This window comes from Microvirga arsenatis (assembly GCF_009910705.1).
GTDB classification, from domain to species: domain Bacteria; phylum Pseudomonadota; class Alphaproteobacteria; order Rhizobiales; family Beijerinckiaceae; genus Microvirga; species Microvirga arsenatis.
The window spans coordinates 70,069-86,401 of sequence record NZ_JAAAXJ010000013.1; the positions used below are offsets into that span (position 1 = coordinate 70,069).

The window sequence follows — 16,333 nt, forward strand, 5'->3', positions numbered from 1 at the left end:
CAGGAAAAGTGGCGCAATGGGGGTACAAACCCTGGCAAGGGCAGGGTTTGGCGCAACTCACGAGTGGCTTGGACGTTACAGATCAATGGTCAAGCATCCCCGTTTCCTGCTTGAGCAGATTGTCGCGTCACGCCACCGTCGAGCTGTGAGGAATGAGCCACCACGAGATAAGCGCCCCGGATCGCGATGAACTTCTCCAAAGACTGAGTGCATTAGAGCAGGAGAACCGTCACCTTCGGGCGCAGCATGCCTCTCGTGGGGGTGATCAAGCTCCATCGGGAGAAGCAGTCGATGTCACCTGGCATCGCCATGCCCCCTATGCCCTGCCCTCCGACGTGGAGCAGCTTCAGGAAATCCTCGAGAGCATCTCGGATGCGTTCTATGCGGTCGACCGTCATTGGCGGTTCACCTACGTCAACCGCAAGGCGGAGGAGCTGTGGGGGCGCAGCCGCGAGGAGCTGATCGGAAAGGTGTATCCGGAGGCATTCCCCCAGATCGTCGGGAGCGAGGCTTTCGAAGCGCACCGCAAGGTGATGCGGACACGGGAATCCTGTCACTTCGAAACCGTTTCTCCGATCCTGAACAAGTGGGTTGACGTTCACATCTGTCCCACGGCGGAAGGCGGCTTATCGGTTTATTTTCGTGACATCACACGCCGGAAGAAGGCCGAAGAGCACCAGCGCGTTCTGCTGCACGAATTGAACCACCGGGTGAAGAACACCCTCGCCACCATCCAGTCGATTGCCTCCCAGACCTTGCGCAATGCCGGCTCGATGCGGGAGGCGAAGGAAGCGCTCGAGAACCGCCTGTTTGCGCTCTCGCGCGCCCATGATGTTCTGACCCGGGAGAACTGGTATGCGGCCGATCTGCACGAGATCGTCTCCCAGGCCGTCGAGCCGTTCAGAAGTTATGGCGACCGGATTCATTATGCCGGCCCAAACCTGCGAATCTCGCCCCGCATGGCCCTTGCCCTTGCCATGGCATTTCAGGAGCTTGCGACCAACGCCGTCAAGTACGGGGCTCTCTACAACGAGCATGGCCAAGTCCACATCCACTGGACCATCGGGGGCGACGCGGATGCGCCTCTGCTCAAGCTGCGGTGGGAAGAAACGGGCGGCCTGCCCGTCAGGCCCCCGGAGCGTCTCGGCTTCGGAACGCGTCTCATCGAGCGCAGCCTGGCGCACGATCTGAACGGGACGGCGGAGGTCCAGTTTCATCCCGAAGGCGTCGTCTGCGAGATCACGGCGCCGCTCAAGGGCGACGGCTCCGATTGAGCGAAGCCATTGCCTCACCGCAAGCAGGTCTTTCCGCAACAGCCTCGTTTCAGAATCCTACGAGCTGCGCTACGGCGTGGTGTCCGCGCATGAAACGGGCCGCTGCCACGATCATGCGGATCACGCGTTAGTGGATATCCCCTGCGGGCGAACGAAAGGAAGAATCATGTTCACGCTTACGATCAGCGACAAGCCGGTTGCCATCACCAACGCCGATGAGGACGAAGCCCGCGAACTCCTCATGAGCGACGACTTCAAAGAGGACCTGAAGATGCTCGAGAGCGAGGGCGCCCCCCTATGGGACGGCTTCGCCACGCTCAATGTGAGGCCTGCGACGGAGGAGGAGAAGGCCGAGTTCGAGCAGGCGGACTTCGATGAGGATGAGGACGACGATGAGGAGGAAGGCCCCTACATCATGTTCCTCGTCGACGTGACCGACCCCGACGAAGAGGACGAGGGCTGACGGATCGCCAGCCCGGTTCCTCCGGGCTGGCCGCCCCGGCGCGAAACGCCTTGACCCTGCCAGCGTTGGAAGGTCGATGCTGGCGCCGTTCCGACAGGGCGAGAACAGGAGTTCACGATGGGCCATGACAGGACGATAAGCCGGCGGATGCTGCTGGCGGGCCTCGCCGCCTCTCCCCTTATGGGAGGGCGCTTTGCCTTGGCCGCACCGTCCCTGCCGAAGATGGTGGTCACGAAGGATCCGAATTGCGGTTGCTGCACCGCATGGATCGAGCATGTCCGCGCTGCGGGATTCGACGTGAGCGTCGTCGAGTCCCCTGACGTGAACCGCCTCAAGGTCCGCCTCGGCGTGCCTCCGGCCCTTGCCTCCTGCCATACGGCCGAGATCGGCGGCTACGTGATCGAGGGGCATGTTCCGGCTGCGACGATCAAGCGCCTCCTTTCCGAAAAGCCGGAGGCCAAGGGCCTCGCCGTGCCCGGAATGCCGGTCGGCTCGCCGGGAATGGAGGTTCCGGGAGCAGAGCCCGACACTTACGAGGTGGTGCTTTTCGGCCCCGCCGGCCAGCGCGCCTATGCCCGCTTCAAGGGGAGTCGGGAAGCCTGAGGCGCGGGAACACGGGAAGACCGGGGCCGTTGGCCCGGCATGAGCTGGCTTGTTCAACCCCGCCTCGTGAACGACCCCTTCAGCGACCCTGGTCTCTACCTCGACTTCCGGTACGGACGCCGGGCCATCCTGTTCGATTTGGGCGACGTTTCCTCCCTCTCCTCGCGCGAGCTGCTGCGGGTGAGCCATGTTTTCGTCTCGCACACCCATGTGGACCACATGGCCGGTTTCGACCGGCTGTTCCGCCTCTGCCTCCACCGCCCCTCGCCGCTGACCCTGATCGGGCCGCCGGGCTTCGCCTCGCAGGTGGAGCACCGGATCCGCGGCTTCACCTGGAACCTGCTCGACGAGGATTCGGTCGATTTCTGCCTGCGTGCCATGGATTACGACGGCACAAGGCTGACGAAGGCTGCCGAGTTCCATGCCCGCGAGGCCTTCGCACGACGCGAGGTCGAGCCTCCCGCTTTCCCCCCGGGCATCGCCTGGATGGAGGACGAGTTCAGGATCGAGGCGGTGGCGCTCGATCACGGCATCCCCTCCCTCGCCTTCGCCCTGTGCGAGGTGCTCCAGGTGAACGTGTGGCGTGGCGCGCTCGCCGGGATGGAGCTTCCGCTGGGCCCCTGGCTCAACGAGGCCAAGCGCGCCGTTCGCTTAGGCCTGCCGGACACGCATTCCGTTCGCCTTCCGAACGGAGAAAGCATCCCCTTGGGCGAGTTGAAGGGCCGGGCTCTGCGGGTCGCCCCCGGCCAGGTGGTCGCCTATGTCACCGACGCCGCTCCCCATGAGGAAAACCGCGCAAAAATCCTTCGGCTCGCGCAAGGAGCCGACCAGCTCTTCATCGAGGCGGTTTTCCTGGAACGCGACCGCCCTCTCGCTCTCGCGTCCCACCACCTCACCGCCTGGGAAGCCGGAGCGATGGCCCGGGAGGCCGGGGCCCGGCACGTCTCGCCGTTCCATCACTCGGCGCGCTACCTTTCCCAGCCGGAGGCCCTGCGGGAGGAGCTGATGGAGAGTTTCACGGCCCAGCGCGCACAGGCGATGACCGGCTGAGGCCTATGCCGTCTGGAAGATCGCCTCTTGGATGCGGGCCGGATCCGGCCTGCGGTTCGACGCAAAGCGGAAAACCCTGTAGCCGCAGGACTTCAGGATCCTGTCGCGCTGCGCATCCTTGCGAGCATCGTGGGAGCGGTCGTCGAGTTCGACGATGGCCAGCACCTCCCTGTCCCGGACGATCACCCAGTCGACACGCGTGTTCGAGATCCTCCGGAAAGCCGCCCAGAAGGCACGGCTGCCTTCCTTCGCATCGGGTCGGACGAGGGCAAGGATGGGCACCTGGGGCCAGATCTGGCAGTCGGGGCAGGCCGCGAGGAGGCGCTGGTAAAACTCCCACTCGTTCTCCGTCATGATCGAATGACGGCGGTAGCGCAGCTTGCGTGACCAGAGGAGCGCCAGGACGAGCAGAAGGCCGAGCCCGGCAATGCCTGCAAGCCAAGACCACGGAAGATTGTCGAACGTCATATGCCCAGAACTCGCCCGCTCGTGAACAGCCCGGCTGCCGCTTGATGGGAAAGCATAGCAGCTATCATGAAACCACCTTGCATGGTCCTGCGTCTTCTTATTGTCCAGTTAAGAACGCCGGGGAGAGCACCATGGATCTCAGCCGCCGAACCTTCCTCATCGGAGCCTCAGCCGCAATGAGCGCAGCCATGCCGACGGGCCGCAGCTTCGCCCAGTCGCTGCGCGAGATGTCCGCCTACCAGCGCATGTACGGGCCTATCGACGACGATCTCTTCCCGATCCCCGAAATCGATCTTTCCAGGATCAATCCGGCCTATCTGCGACGGGTGGTCGAGTACCAAACCGCCGAAGCGCCGGGAACCATCGTGGTCGATCCGCAAAGCCGGTATCTCTACCTCGTCATGCGGGACGGCATGGCGGTGCGCTACGGCGTCGGCGTCGGGCGCTCGGGCTTCGGGTGGTCCGGCTCGGCGGTCATCAAGGACAAGCAGGAATGGCCGGATTGGTATCCGCCGAAGGAGATGTTCGAGCGCGAGCCCGAACTCATGGAGCAGATGGGCGAGCTGCCCGGAGGCCCCGGAATGCCGGGCGGACCGGGCAATCCCCTCGGCGCCCGCGCCATGTATCTCTGGCAGGGCAACAAGGACACGCTCTATCGCATCCACGGCACCTTCGAGCCCTGGACCATCGGGACCAATGTCTCGTCGGGCTGCATCCGCATGATCAACCAGGACGTGATCGACCTCTACAATCACACGCCGATCGGCACCAAAGTGGTGGTTCTGTCCTCGCCGACCGGGCGTTCCAAGCGGAACCAGACCGCAGCGCGCGGCTGATTAAGCAAATCGGCACGGTTCGTGCCTATTTTTGCCATGGTTAACGATCAAACGTCGCTTGGGGACGCGGGAAACAACGAACCATGGCGGGGAACTTCGCCCGATCGAAGCGGTCGGCTGGCGGATGCAGGGCTGTCGATGTGCCGGTCAGCGGCCCGTCGGAGAGACGCGCGCGGGTTCTGGCCCTGGCTGCTGCCCTCCTCGCCGCTGCCGCCTCCCTCCTGATCGGCACCCTTGATGCGGCCGCCTTCGGGGACACGCGGACGCTGAGCTTCTTCCACACCCATACGAAGGAAAGCCTGACCGTGACGTTCCGCAGGAACGGCCAGTACGACGAGCAGGCCCTGAGCCAGCTCAACTGGTTCCTGCGGGACTGGCGCGTGGACAAGCCGGCGCAGATGGATCCCCGTCTGTTCGACATTCTCTGGGAAGTCTACCGGGAATCCGGCTCCTCCCAGCCCATCCACATCATCTCCGCCTACCGCTCGCCGGAGACGAACGGCGCGCTCCGCCGCCGGTCGAGCGGCGTTGCCGAGCACAGCCAGCACATGCTGGGCAAGGCCATGGACATCCGCCTGCCGGATGTGGAGACCGGCCGCCTGCGCGCCATCGCCATGAAGATGCAATACGGCGGCGTCGGCTATTATCCCTCCTCCGGCTTCGTGCATGTGGATACGGGCAATGTCCGGGCCTGGCCGCGCATGAGCGAGCAGCAGCTCGCGCAGCTGTTCCCGGACGGCAAGACCCTCCATCTGCCCTCGAACGGCAAACCCTTGCCGGGCTACGAGCTGGCCAAGGCCGAGATCCCGGCGCGCAATGCCGCCCTGGCCTCCGCCGGCAGCGGCCCCTCCATCGGCAGCCTGTTCGCGGGTCTCTTCGGGCGCAGGAATGCGGCGCCGGCATCTCAGGACGAGGCGGCGCAGCCGCCGACGGTTACGCCGACGCTCGTCGCTTCCGCGGATCCGGAGGCCATCCCGGCAGCCGCTCCGGCCGTGCCCCTGCCACCGCAGCGGCCCAAGGAAGTCAGGCTCGCGGCCATTACGCCGCCGGGGCAGGCATCTGACGCGATCTCGACCATGGTTTCGACGGCTGCGCCGACCATCGTCTCCGGGCTGGAGCCGATCCTCGGCTACGACGAGAAGGCCGCCGTGAGGGCGCTGTTCGATTCCCGGACTGCCTTTCTGGATCTCGGCTTCACCTCCCGGCCCAAGGAGGAGCTGAGCACGACCCGGTTCACCGGCCCTGCGATCAAGGCGCTTCCCGTATTGGGTCGAGCCGAGGCTGAACTTTGAGGGCTCTGGCTGCCAGATCCGACCGGTGACGCTCAGGCGCCGAGCAACACGACCAGCCCCACCATCAGCGCGAGCACGAGCAGCCCCGCAACGGCGACGGCCCAATGGGCCGCCCGCCTCTCCTGCTTGGCAAAGCCCGGCGTCTCGGCCGGAGCCGGGGCAGCCGGCTTGAGGGGAGCATTGCGCTTCTTCATCCGCGCGGCGGTGGTGCGGTCCGGGAACGGGATGATCTCGGCGCTTTTCGCGGGGGCCTGCACCGGCTTCGCATCGGGGGTCAGGAGGGTGTCGTCCAGTTCCACCGGCACTCCCGACTCTTCCAGATGAACGACGATCAGGGCGATGTCTTCGGCGCTCATGGAATGGATCGGCAGATTGGCCTCGAGGTCCCGAGTGGTCAGCTGGCCCTGCTTGCGTCCGAGCGAGATTAAGACGTCTAGAGTATTGCTGTCGAACGCCTGCTGCATGAGGGCCTCACCCCATTGTGGCTGTTGGGCAAAGAAGCAGCCGGAGCCGCTCCGAAGGTTCGCCGAGCTAACGCGGCACTCGGCTCAGACGTTGCAATGAGAAAACGTCTCCCATGCAAATTCGAAGAACCATCCCCGGAACGGCCGGGCCAGCGCCGGCGGCCTAGTTCTTGGTCGCCTTCGACGCCTCCTGGAGAGCCTCCTTCTCGCGCTTGACCTGCTCGGAGAGCTGCTCGGCGATGGCTACGAGCTTGCCCGCCATGAAATGCTTGCCGTGCAGTTCCACCTGCCCCGCCAATCCCACGGTCAGGAGGGTCTCGAAGACCGTATCGGCGGGAAGCCCCTTGCGGATCAGGTCGATAGCGACCTTCTGCCATTGGTCGGACAGCTGGTCGCGCAATTCGGAAATATCATTGCTCATGCCCCGACCATACATGATCCGGCGCCGGTTGTCCCGCGCCGCCCCTTCTCAACCCGCGGCACTGTCACCAAGCTTACATGGAACCGTTCTAATCGGAATCGGTCCCCAAGAGACGGAGAAGCCGATATGAACGAGCACAAGGGCCGCCTTCGCGCCAGCGAACTGGAAGATTCCGGCGATGACGGAGTGAACCCGACACCTAACCTGACGATGGGCGAGATCATCGCGACCCGCTTCAACCGGCGCGACCTCCTGCGCGGCTCGCTGGCCGTTGCAGCCATTTCGGCGACCGTAGGCACCCGAGCCCTGGCCGCCAATGAACAGCCTGCGAAGAAGGTCTCGAACGCGATCTCTTTCGACTTCAAGGAGATCGAGGCCGGTGTCGACCAGACCCACCATGTGGCCGAGGGCTATGACGTCCAGGTGCTCCTGCGCTGGGGCGATCCGATCTTCGCAGATGCACCCGAGTTCGATCCGATGAACCAGACGGCCGAGAAACAGGCGCGTCAGTTCGGCTACAACACGGACTTCATCGGGTTCATCCCGCTCAACGGCTCGGCCGACCACGGCCTGCTCGTGGCCAACCACGAATACACCAACGAGGAGCTGATGTTCCCGGGTGTGGGCATCCAGGACTCCAAGGATGCCAACTTCTCCAAGATGACCAAGGATCTGGTCGACATCGAAATCGCGGCCCATGGCGGCGCGGTCGTCGAGATCCGCCGGGTCAACGGCAAATGGCAGGTGGTCAAGGATTCCAAGTACAACCGCCGCATCACTGCCGCGACCCCGATGGAAATCACCGGCCCGGCGGCCGGCCACGACCGCATGAAGACCTCCGCCGATGCCACGGGCCGCAGGGTGAACGGCATGATCAACAACTGCGCCGGCGGCGTGACCCCCTGGGGCACCTGGCTGAGCTGCGAGGAGAATTTCAACGGCTATTTCTGGGGCAAGCTCGGCGACGATCATCCCGAGGCCAGGAACTACAAGCGCTACGGCATCGGCACGCCGGCCTATGCCTGGGGCAAGTACTACGACCGCTTCGATCTGGCGAAGGAGCCCAACGAGGCCAACCGCTTCGGCTGGGTGGTCGAGATCGACCCTTTCGACCCCAACTTCGTGCCGAAGAAGCGCACGGCGCTCGGCCGCACCAAGCATGAGGGCGCTGCCGGCATCACCAACAGCGACGGCCGCTATGTGGTCTATCTCGGCGACGACGAGCGCTTCGACTACGTCTACAAGTTCGTCACCGCCGGCAAGGTCGACACCCGGAACCGGGTCGCCAATTTCGGCCTGCTCGACGAGGGCACCCTCTACGTCGCCAAGTACAACGCGGACGGCACCGGCACCTGGCTGCCGCTCGTCCATGGCCAGGGGCCGCTCACCGAGGCCAACGGCTTCAAGAGCCAGGCCGACGTGCTGATCGAGACCCGCCGCGCGGCCGATCTGCTGGGCGCCACCAAGATGGACCGTCCCGAGGACATCGAGGCGAACCCGCAGACCAATCGCGTCTACGTCATGCTGACGAACAACACCCGCCGCAAGGAAGACCAGGTGGACGCGGCCAACCCGCGCGCCAACAACGCCTTCGGCCATATCGTCGAGATGATGCCGGAGGGCGGGAACCATGCGGCTCTCTCCTTCACCTGGGAAGTCCTGGTGAAATGCGGCGATCCGTCGATCGCCTCGGTCGGCGCAACCTTCTCGTCGGAGACGACCAAGAACGGCTGGTTCGGCATGCCGGACAACTGCGCCATCGACAGCCAGGGCCGCCTTTGGATCTCCACCGACGGCAACAACGCCAAGGCGACCGGCCGCGCGGACGGGCTCTGGGCTCTGGAGACGGAAGGCGAAATGCGGGGCACTTCCAGGCACTTCTTCCGCGTGCCGGTCGGCGGCGAACTCTGCGGCCCCTTCTTCACGCCCAATGACGAGTCGCTCTTCCTCGCGGTCCAGCATCCAGGGGAGGCGGAGGAAGGCATGACGTCCACCTTCGAGAATCCGATCACCCGCTGGCCGGACTTCAAGGACGGCATGCCGACCCGTCCTTCCGTGCTTGTCATCACCAAGCAGGGCGGCGGCAAGATCGCCTGACGGCCCGTCTGGATCGCGCGCAGCAGCAAAGGAGCCTTCGCGGCTCCTTTGTTCATTCAGGCACGTCGGCCGTCGAACTGATGGAGGAAGTGGCGCGGGCGACGGGGCTCGAACCCGCGACCTCCGGCGTGACAGGCCGGCACTCTAACCGACTGAGCTACGCCCGCGCATTGCTCGCATCACAAACGCCATGGCGTTTGCTGCGATGGAGGCGCGCTCGTAGCGGTGATTGGGCGCGCTGTCAAATCGTGTGTGCATTATCCCCAGAAGGGCAGCCTTCGGCGGGAACCGGATCTCGCGCCGGGACCCCAGAGCATTTTTCGGCGAAGTGGATCCGGTTCGCCGTCAAAAAATGCGGCACGCCAAGAAAAGAGATGATTCCATGCCAATGGAAACAGCTCTAGTCCCTGGCGCTGATGGAAAAGACCTCGTAGCCCGCACCGTTCAGGACCCGGACGGATTCGATCTCTCCGTCGCGGGACTGAGGCCGGCGTGCAAGGGAAAATACTTTCAGCGCACGCTCCTTGGCCTTTTCCAGGGAGTCGGTGCGGACCATGATCCGGCGCACGACGCCGCCGCCCGCTTCCTGGGAAGCGATGCTCTCGATGCGGTAAATCTCAACCACTGTGCTTAGGCTCCATCGTCAGTGCGGCTCCGCGATCATGCTCTGGTGCGCTGGAGCTTGTCGAACTTCTTGATCAGGCGATCGCGCTTGAGTCTCGACAGGCGGTCGATCCAGAAGATCCCGTCGAGCTGGTCGATCTCGTGCTGAAGGCAGATTGCCATCAAGCCCTCGGCCTCGTCTTCCCGCTCCTCTCCATCGAGTGTCGTGTACCTGACCCGCACGCGGGCGGAGCGCTCGAGTTCATCCGTCACGCCGGGCATCGACACGCTTCCCTCCACATGGCGAATCGTCTCGGGCGAGGACCAGACGATCTCAGGATTGACCGAGATGTGGGGCTCGGCGGCGTCTTCCAGCCGGATCACCACGAGCCTTCGAAGCACCCCTATATGCGGAGCCGTAATGCCGATCCCAGGCGCCGCATGCATGGTCTCCGTCAGGTCACGCGCCAGCGTCCGAACCTCATCGTCGATGCGGATGATCGGTTCCGCCTTCTTGCGCAGGCGCGGATCGGGAAAGCGGATGATCGGACGGATGGTCACGAAAGGTCCTTGGGGAGATCGGCCAGCCCGACGGAAGCGGCAGGCAGTTGCGATGTTCTTGACGAGGGGGAGATAACAGCGCGGCCGCAGGAACGGAAGACGGTCATTCCAGCCGGAACAAAATGCCTCCCGGATGGGCTCCGGGAGGCGAGTTCGGGAGGAAGAACGCTGATTGCACGGCCCCCAACATCGGCAGACCCGGATTGTTACGAGCGTGCGGCATTCCACCACACCCTACCGTCCGTGAGTCCAAAGGCCGTCAGGAGGCAGCTTCGTGGCGCAATCAAGGAAAATTGATGTCGGCCAAGGTTCGAAAACGGCAGGGCGGAAGGAACATAGAACAAGATGAATGCTTGTCTCGGTACGGAGGCATCATTCCCCGCAACCCCTTGTCGCCTCCGCAGACTTGCAGCCCCGTTCAGCCTGATTCGAACGGGGCTTTTTCTGGTCTATCCAAGACGTAAGCCTTACTGCTCCAGCAGCTCGGCAATGCCGCGGATGCGGTTGCGAACGTATCCGGGAAGTCCGGCGCTGATGGAATTGCCCGAGTTGAACGAGCTTTTTCCCATCAGCACCTGGGCGGGAATGAGATTACGCAGCACGGGAACATTCTCAAATTCCTTTTTGCGCTCCAGCACGTCGGTTTCCACGGCAAGCGCCATGAACACCGTCGCGACGGTCTTGCCCTGATCGGCAGGATGCTGCTGCAGGACGGCGAGCAGCTTCCCGAACTGCATCACCTGGTTCACGCTGAAGATCGTCTGCTCGAGAACGCCGGCGATGGGAGCTTCGGAACCGGTGAGCTTCGACAGGCCTATGCGGTCGATCTCCTCGGGGGGCAGAACGCGGATCTCCGTTTGGAACTCCATGAACTCCGAGATCTTCTTTCCTCCCTCCTCGAGCTTGTTCGCCAGGCGGATGCCGACCGGCAGCCTGCCTTCGAGCGGATAGCGGGATTCGATGCAGAGACTCCCGGGCACCTCGCACCAGCGGCGGCTCGGATGGCGGTTATGGGCGCTCTGCGGATCGACCTGCGGCACCGCCTGATCGGCGGTGATGCGCCGGTGCTTGATCGAGGGATCGATCCTTTCCAAGGTCTCAAGCCGGGCGAAGCGCGTGAGGTCGACGGAAGCGGGCGCCTTCCCGATCAGGAAGCGCGCCTCCACCACGTAGACATGGAGCTTTTCCGTGTAGGATTTCGGAATGCCGTGCACCGAGACCCTGATGGTCGGTTCGGCGTAGCCGGGGAAAGGGCTCAAGAGCTGCTTGTGCAGAGGCCGTTCGCGGGCCCAGTCCTCGAAGCGGATCAAGCCGCTGCCTGGATCGGACAGCTTGTCGTCCTGGTGATCGCTGAGAACGATGGTCCGCGGCTTCAGCCGGACTGGAGGGATGGCCGTGACGGAGGGAACCTCCTCGATCCGGAACTCCTCGGCTTTCAGCATGCCGGCAGATACGGCAAGCGCCGCAACGACGGCCAGCGCTCGCCCCAACGCGATTTTAGCGATCATCAGTAAACCTGTCCGTTGCGCCAGAAATAATCCGGATCGACCCGCCTGGGCCTGCGGGGCGCCTCTTCCTCCCACCACCAGCGGAAGCCGCGATCCGGCTCGGCCTGTCGGCGGGGCGTGGGAGTGTTCTGGCGAAGGCTGTCGAGCCACCCGGGCCCCTGGGCATAGGGTCCGTCCTCATAGTAATCCGGCCCGCCCCTCTCCTCCCCGTCGCTCCACGGGTCCGGGTTGCGGAAGGCATAGACCTCCGATTGCGGCACAAGGCGGAACTGGGTTTCGGCGAGCCTGCCAAACCAGTTCAGGCGGAAATACTCCGTGAAGCCCCTGCCTCCGCCTTCCGTCAGCCTGTCGCCCGTGTTCAGGTCGATGGGGAGCGCGATCAGCTGCTTGGCGGCCTGCGGCGAGGGCGGGGTGAGCGGCGCCTTCGGCGCATGATGCTCCCATGCCGCCTGCAGGATGGCCTGGAAGATAGGGGCTGCCACCTTGCCCCCCGTCTGGCCGCGCCCGAGCGTTCGGCGCCTTCCGTCCGCATTGTCGTGGCCCACCCAGACTGCGATGGTGACATCGTTGGTGAAGCCGACGAACCAGGCGTCGTTCTCGTCGTCGGAGGTTCCCGTCTTGCCCGCCGCATAGGGGGCCAGCGCCTTGAGGGAGCGGGCGGTGCCGCGCTCAAGAACGCCCTGGAGCATGCTCTTGAGCTGGTAGAAGGCGGCTGCATCGGCGGAGCCCAGCCGTATCGGCGCGGCAGCCTTGCGGCTGTAGATCACGCGGCCGTTCCCCTCGACCGCCTCGATGGCGTGGGGCACCGGCATGGCGCCCTCATTAGCGATCGCGGCGTAGAACGCTGCGAGATCCAGGATGCGAACGGGTTGGGCGCCGAGCACGAAGGGATAGTGCGGCGTGCACTCGAGGTAGAGCTGCGCCTCGAGCGCGAGCTCGCAGACGCGCCTGAGGCTCTGCTGGGGGGAAGGCTCGATCCCCCCGTCGAGGAGACGCGCGGTCACGAGATTCTTGGAGTTCTCCAGGGCTCGGCGCATGGTCAGGATCCCCGAGCGGCCGCCATCGTAGTTCTTCGGGCTCCAGTAATCCCCTGGCCTTGCATGCGCCTCGCCGCTGACGGGCGGCAGCGTCACGGGCGCGTCCCAGATCAGGGTGTTGGGCTGAAGCCCCTTCGAGAGAGCCGCAAGATAGGTGAGCGGCTTGAAGGCCGAGCCCGGCTGCCGGTGCGCCTGGGTTGCCCGGTTGAGCTGGCTCAAAGGATAGGAGAACCCGCCCGTCATGGCCAGGATGCGACCGGTCCTGTTTTCCAGCACCACGGCTCCGCCCTGCACGGAGGGCGGCGTCCGCAGGTCGGCACGAACCGGCCCCTTGCCCTTCTGCTCGACGAGCTTGACGCGCACCACGTCGTAGAGCTTCAGGTCGCGACGGGCGGCCTCCCAGGCATTGAGCGGCAGGATCCGTCCGTCCGCGAGGCCGACCCGGAGGATGCTGGCGCCGGTCTTCCTGTCCCTGCCCTTCTCGATCACCACGGCTGCAGGCCAATGAACGTCGTAGAGCGGCAGGCGCACGGCCTCCAGGGCTCTCTGCCAGGCCGGAGCAGCCGCATCCTTTGCGCCGTCGAACGTCTTGACCGCCTCGGCGAGATTTGCCTCGGCTGCCTGGAACCGCTGGCGCCCGACGCTGAGCTCGTAGCGGGCGAGCCCCTCCTGAAGGGCCGCTTCCGTCTCCTTCTGCAAAGCCGGATTGACCGTCGTGCGCACCGTGTAGCCGCCGGCGGTGAGCCTCTCGATCCCCGCAAGCGTGCGCGCATCGCGGCCGACATGGTCGACGAAGTGGAACCCGGTCGTCCGCCTCGTTCGCTCGTAGGCCACCCGTGGCGGCAGGGAGGCGACCGCCTGCTGCACCTGATCGGGCTTCAGGAACCCATCCTCCTGCATGCGGCTCAGCACATAGGCCATGCGCTCCTGGGCGCGCTCGGGCCTGGTATCGGGATTGTAGTAGTTCGGTCCCTTGGCCAGCCCGGCCAGGAGGGCTCCCTCGGCCACGGAGAGCGCATTCGCGCTCTTCCCGAAATAGCTCCGCGCCGCCATCTCCACGCCCCAGGAGGTGCGGCCGAGATAGATCGAGTTCAGATAGATCTCGAGGATCTCCGCCTTGCTGAGCACGCGCTCGATGCGGGAGGCGACGATCATCTCCCGCATCTTCCGGTCGTAGGTGACGTCGTCGCCGACGAGCAGGTTCTTGGCGACCTGCTGGGTGATGGTGGAGCCGCCGGCAGGCCGCCCCGGATTGGCGAGATTGCCCACGAAGGCGCGAATCACGCCGCGCTCGTCCACGCCCCTGTGCTGATGGAAGCGCTTGTCCTCCGCCGAAACGAAGGCCTGCTGAACGCTTTTCGGGATGTCCGACAGGGGAACCCACATGCGCCTGTGATCGGGTTCGTACACTTCCGCAAAGCGCCTGCCGTTCGCATCCAGCACGACGCTCACGCCCGGCAGCTTGAGGCCCTTGAGCACGCCCGCATCGGGGAGGCCGGCCACGGCCGCATTGTAGTAGGAGATCACCTCTCCGAGATCGACCGGCGCCGGCTCGACCGTCTCGCCCTTGCAGAACAGGCGATAGCTGGCATGCAGGTCGCTGAAGCTCAGGCCCTGGAGGATCTTGAGATCGCCCGTCACGGCCTGAGGGTCGTCCATGGCCGTGGCGATCAGATCGTCGAGATTGATGTCCTCGATGTCGAAGGCGCGGCGCATGTGAGAGCAGCCGCCGGTCAGGATCCGGGCGACCTCCTCCCGGTCGCGCACGGGATCGAATGCCGTCTTGACGGAATCCGGATCGACGAGCACCTGGCTCAAGGTCAGAGCCGTGGCGAAGATCTTGACGAGGATTGCGCTCATTCCGCCGCCGTCATGCGTTCAGACACTCCACGAGAAATCCACGGCACGAACCCGCCGGAAGCACCCTTCCCGAAGCTCGAATCTGCCCAGACCTTCCTGAACGAAAGCCGACCATGGCGGCTGTTTCAGGGCCATCCCAGCCAAGGAAATGGAGCAGCCAAGTCTCCTTTCCCAGGTGGAGGTGCCTTCCTCACGGCAAAGTGTCTCACCCCCGACCGACGAAAGGCATCTTCGTTGCCATGACCGTCATGGTGAGCACATTCGCATCGAGCGGCAGGCCGGCCATGTAGACCACCGCGTCCGCCACGTGCCTGGGATCGATTCTGGGCTCTGGCGCCACGGTCCCGTTCGCCTGGAGCACGCCTTCCGCCATCCGGGTGGTCATGTCCGTGGCAGCATTGCCGATGTCGATCTGCCCGCAGGCGATGTCATAGGCCCGGCCGTCGAGGGAGGTCGATTTGGTGAGCCCGAGGACCGCATGCTTGGTGGCGGTGTAAGGCGCGGAAAGCGGGCGCGGGGCATAAGCCGAGACGGAGCCGTTGTTGATGATCCGCCCTCCGCGCGGGTTCTGGTCCTTCATGATCCGGAAGGCCTCCTGGGTGCAGAGAAAGGCTCCAGTCAGGTTGGTCGCCACCACCTGCTGCCACTGCGCGAAGGGGATTTCCTCAAGCGGCACGGCAGGCGAGCCGATCCCGGCATTGTTGACGAGAAGGTCAAGCCGTCCGAAAGCCTGCTTAGCCGCTGCGAACAGGGCCGCCACGGACGCCGGATCCGTGACGTCCGTCGGAACGATCAGAGTGGAGGCCTCCGCACCGGCGATCTCGCGCTGAGCCGCCTCCAGGGCCTCCCGGCGCCGCCCAGCCATGACGACGCTGTAGCCTGCCGTCACGAGGCCGGCGCAGATTGCCTTGCCGACCCCCGTGCCAGCCCCTGTGACGATTGCAATCCTGGAACGTTCCGCCATTGACCCTTCCCCTCACTTCTTCCTGGTTTGAGAGATGCATGCACGGCCGGCAACGGCAAGGACGAAGAATGGAGCGGCACATGTCTTCCCCTTGTCCCTGACGGGAAAGCTTGGAGATGCCCGACGATTCGCCTCGCTTAAGGAACCAGCCAAGCTTTTCGGCGTTCGCATGGTGCTACTCGGAAAGGAATCCGTCATGCGCAATCACGTCCTCAAGTCGGCCGCTCTGTTGACTCTTCTGGCCCTTCCCCTTGCCGCCTGCCAGAGCGGCACGACCGCCGGCGCCGCCGGCGGCGCAGTCACAGGAGCCATCGTCGGCGGTCCTGTTGGCGCTGTGGTTGGCGGTGTCGCCGGTGCCGCGGCGGGGAGCGTTCTCAGTGCTGAGGAATCGACCCGCGTCCGGAGCTACGTGGTCGCCGAGCGCCGCCCGTCGATCCGCGTCTCCGAGCAGGTCGTGGTCGGCCAGCCTCTGCCCCCGCGCGTCAGGCTCTATTCCGTCCCGCCGACCGTCGGCCTGCGCAGCAACTACAGCTACACGGTCGTGAACGATCAGACCGTTCTGGTCGATCCGCAGACCCGGACGGTGGTCCAGGTCATCGAGTGATCGGACGGCATGCTCCAGAACGGGAAAGGCGGCTCTCGCGAGCCGCCTTTTCTTTTCATCGCAACCCTTTGCCGGATCAGTCGTCCATATCCAGGTGGGTCAGCAGGATTTCCCGTTTACCGGCGTGGTTTGCGGGACCGACGATGCCCTCCTGCTCCATGCGCTCCATGAGCGAGGCGGCGCGGTTGTAGCCGATCTGGAGCCGGCGCTGGATGTAGCTCGTCGAGG

At 64.7% G+C, this 16,333-nt stretch carries 17 protein-coding genes and 1 tRNA gene; 8 read left to right on the top strand and 10 right to left on the bottom strand.

Going from position 1 to position 16,333, the window contains the following annotated elements; genetic code table 11:
• Positions 1 to 335: 335 nt before the first annotated feature.
• The 4 genes from GR303_RS18955 to GR303_RS18970 all read left to right on the top strand — a co-directional run bounded on the left by GR303_RS18955 (position 336) and on the right by GR303_RS18970 (position 3,390).
• Positions 336 to 1,274 carry an HWE histidine kinase domain-containing protein gene (locus GR303_RS18955; RefSeq protein ID WP_161726064.1) on the top strand — a complete coding sequence of 313 codons (939 nt, stop codon included), beginning with the start codon at positions 336 to 338 and terminating at the stop codon, positions 1,272 to 1,274.
• A gap of 166 nt (positions 1,275 to 1,440) precedes the next feature.
• Positions 1,441 to 1,737, top strand: a complete 297-nt coding sequence (locus GR303_RS18960; RefSeq protein ID WP_161726066.1) for a hypothetical protein — start codon at positions 1,441 to 1,443, stop codon at positions 1,735 to 1,737.
• 117 nt (positions 1,738 to 1,854) lie between these two features.
• Positions 1,855 to 2,340 carry a DUF411 domain-containing protein gene (locus GR303_RS18965; RefSeq protein WP_161726068.1) on the top strand — a complete coding sequence of 162 codons (486 nt, stop codon included), beginning with the start codon at positions 1,855 to 1,857 and terminating at the stop codon, positions 2,338 to 2,340.
• 39 nt (positions 2,341 to 2,379) lie between these two features.
• Positions 2,380 to 3,390, top strand: a complete 1,011-nt coding sequence (locus tag GR303_RS18970) for a ribonuclease Z (RefSeq protein WP_161726070.1) — start codon at positions 2,380 to 2,382, stop codon at positions 3,388 to 3,390.
• A 3-nt stretch (positions 3,391 to 3,393) separates the two neighbouring features.
• On the opposite strand, the gene GR303_RS18975 is transcribed toward GR303_RS18970, so the two are convergent.
• The gene (locus GR303_RS18975) at positions 3,394 to 3,858 is read right to left on the bottom strand and encodes a DUF2726 domain-containing protein (protein ID WP_161726071.1); all 465 of its coding nucleotides are present in this window, start codon (positions 3,856 to 3,858) and stop codon (positions 3,394 to 3,396) included.
• A 131-nt stretch (positions 3,859 to 3,989) separates the two neighbouring features.
• On the opposite strand from GR303_RS18975, the gene GR303_RS18980 reads away from it, so the two are divergent.
• The gene (locus tag GR303_RS18980) at positions 3,990 to 4,694 is read left to right on the top strand and encodes a L,D-transpeptidase (RefSeq protein ID WP_161726073.1); all 705 of its coding nucleotides are present in this window, start codon (positions 3,990 to 3,992) and stop codon (positions 4,692 to 4,694) included.
• Between the two features lie 83 nt (positions 4,695 to 4,777).
• Positions 4,778 to 5,986, top strand: coding sequence for a DUF882 domain-containing protein (locus GR303_RS18985; RefSeq protein ID WP_161726075.1), 1,209 nt, complete (start codon positions 4,778 to 4,780; stop codon positions 5,984 to 5,986).
• A gap of 32 nt (positions 5,987 to 6,018) precedes the next feature.
• Here GR303_RS18985 and GR303_RS18990 read toward each other — a convergent pair whose 3' ends face one another.
• Positions 6,019 to 6,450: an RNA polymerase sigma factor region1.1 domain-containing protein gene (locus GR303_RS18990; RefSeq protein ID WP_161726077.1), complete on the bottom strand. Its 432-nt coding sequence runs from the start codon at positions 6,448 to 6,450 to the stop codon at positions 6,019 to 6,021.
• 163 nt (positions 6,451 to 6,613) lie between these two features.
• Positions 6,614 to 6,871, bottom strand: coding sequence for a hypothetical protein (locus GR303_RS18995; RefSeq protein WP_161726078.1), 258 nt, complete (start codon positions 6,869 to 6,871; stop codon positions 6,614 to 6,616).
• 126 nt (positions 6,872 to 6,997) lie between these two features.
• On the opposite strand from GR303_RS18995, the gene GR303_RS19000 reads away from it, so the two are divergent.
• A complete protein-coding gene (locus GR303_RS19000; protein WP_161726080.1) occupies positions 6,998 to 8,968 on the top strand; it encodes a PhoX family protein in 1,971 nt (656 codons plus the stop codon).
• A 90-nt stretch (positions 8,969 to 9,058) separates the two neighbouring features.
• Here GR303_RS19000 and GR303_RS19005 read toward each other — a convergent pair.
• The 6 genes from GR303_RS19005 to GR303_RS19030 form a co-directional block, all read right to left on the bottom strand.
• Positions 9,059 to 9,135, bottom strand: a tRNA-Asp gene (locus GR303_RS19005).
• Between the two features lie 233 nt (positions 9,136 to 9,368).
• Positions 9,369 to 9,593: a hypothetical protein gene (locus tag GR303_RS19010; RefSeq protein WP_161726082.1), complete on the bottom strand. Its 225-nt coding sequence runs from the start codon at positions 9,591 to 9,593 to the stop codon at positions 9,369 to 9,371.
• Positions 9,594 to 9,628: 35 nt separating this feature from the next.
• Positions 9,629 to 10,132 carry a peptide deformylase gene (locus GR303_RS19015; protein WP_161726084.1) on the bottom strand — a complete coding sequence of 168 codons (504 nt, stop codon included), beginning with the start codon at positions 10,130 to 10,132 and terminating at the stop codon, positions 9,629 to 9,631.
• Between the two features lie 467 nt (positions 10,133 to 10,599).
• A complete protein-coding gene (locus tag GR303_RS19020; RefSeq protein ID WP_161726086.1) occupies positions 10,600 to 11,640 on the bottom strand; it encodes a hypothetical protein in 1,041 nt (346 codons plus the stop codon).
• Positions 11,640 to 14,537, bottom strand: a complete 2,898-nt coding sequence (locus GR303_RS19025; protein WP_161726088.1) for a penicillin-binding protein 1A — start codon at positions 14,535 to 14,537, stop codon at positions 11,640 to 11,642. Before GR303_RS19025 ends, GR303_RS19020 begins: the two co-directional genes overlap by 1 nt.
• Before the next feature lie 205 nt (positions 14,538 to 14,742).
• Positions 14,743 to 15,501, bottom strand: coding sequence for an SDR family oxidoreductase (locus tag GR303_RS19030; RefSeq protein WP_161726090.1), 759 nt, complete (start codon positions 15,499 to 15,501; stop codon positions 14,743 to 14,745).
• Between the two features lie 196 nt (positions 15,502 to 15,697).
• On the opposite strand from GR303_RS19030, the gene GR303_RS19035 reads away from it, so the two are divergent.
• Positions 15,698 to 16,105 carry a DUF1236 domain-containing protein gene (locus GR303_RS19035; RefSeq protein WP_161726092.1) on the top strand — a complete coding sequence of 136 codons (408 nt, stop codon included), beginning with the start codon at positions 15,698 to 15,700 and terminating at the stop codon, positions 16,103 to 16,105.
• A 76-nt stretch (positions 16,106 to 16,181) separates the two neighbouring features.
• Here GR303_RS19035 and GR303_RS19040 read toward each other — a convergent pair.
• The coding region (locus GR303_RS19040) for a DNA translocase FtsK (protein WP_161726094.1) at positions 16,182 to 16,333 on the bottom strand (152 nt) is incomplete at its 5' end.

Excerpts from the sequence above, each read along its gene's own strand:
- GR303_RS18960 (WP_161726066.1), top strand. The coding sequence starts at position 1,441 with ATGTTCACGCTTACGATCAGCGACAAGCCGGTTGCCATCACCAACGCC.
- GR303_RS18965 (WP_161726068.1), top strand. The coding sequence starts at position 1,855 with ATGGGCCATGACAGGACGATAAGCCGGCGGATGCTGCTGGCGGGCCTC.
- GR303_RS18970 (WP_161726070.1), top strand. The coding sequence starts at position 2,380 with ATGAGCTGGCTTGTTCAACCCCGCCTCGTGAACGACCCCTTCAGCGAC.
- GR303_RS18975 (WP_161726071.1), bottom strand. The coding sequence starts at position 3,858 with ATGACGTTCGACAATCTTCCGTGGTCTTGGCTTGCAGGCATTGCCGGG.
- GR303_RS18980 (WP_161726073.1), top strand. The coding sequence starts at position 3,990 with ATGGATCTCAGCCGCCGAACCTTCCTCATCGGAGCCTCAGCCGCAATG.
- GR303_RS18985 (WP_161726075.1), top strand. The coding sequence starts at position 4,778 with ATGGCGGGGAACTTCGCCCGATCGAAGCGGTCGGCTGGCGGATGCAGG.
- GR303_RS18990 (WP_161726077.1), bottom strand. The coding sequence starts at position 6,450 with ATGCAGCAGGCGTTCGACAGCAATACTCTAGACGTCTTAATCTCGCTC.
- GR303_RS18995 (WP_161726078.1), bottom strand. The coding sequence starts at position 6,871 with ATGAGCAATGATATTTCCGAATTGCGCGACCAGCTGTCCGACCAATGG.
- GR303_RS19000 (WP_161726080.1), top strand. The coding sequence starts at position 6,998 with ATGAACGAGCACAAGGGCCGCCTTCGCGCCAGCGAACTGGAAGATTCC.
- GR303_RS19020 (WP_161726086.1), bottom strand. The coding sequence starts at position 11,640 with ATGATCGCTAAAATCGCGTTGGGGCGAGCGCTGGCCGTCGTTGCGGCG.
- GR303_RS19025 (WP_161726088.1), bottom strand. The coding sequence starts at position 14,537 with ATGAGCGCAATCCTCGTCAAGATCTTCGCCACGGCTCTGACCTTGAGC.
- GR303_RS19030 (WP_161726090.1), bottom strand. The coding sequence starts at position 15,501 with ATGGCGGAACGTTCCAGGATTGCAATCGTCACAGGGGCTGGCACGGGG.
- GR303_RS19035 (WP_161726092.1), top strand. The coding sequence starts at position 15,698 with ATGCGCAATCACGTCCTCAAGTCGGCCGCTCTGTTGACTCTTCTGGCC.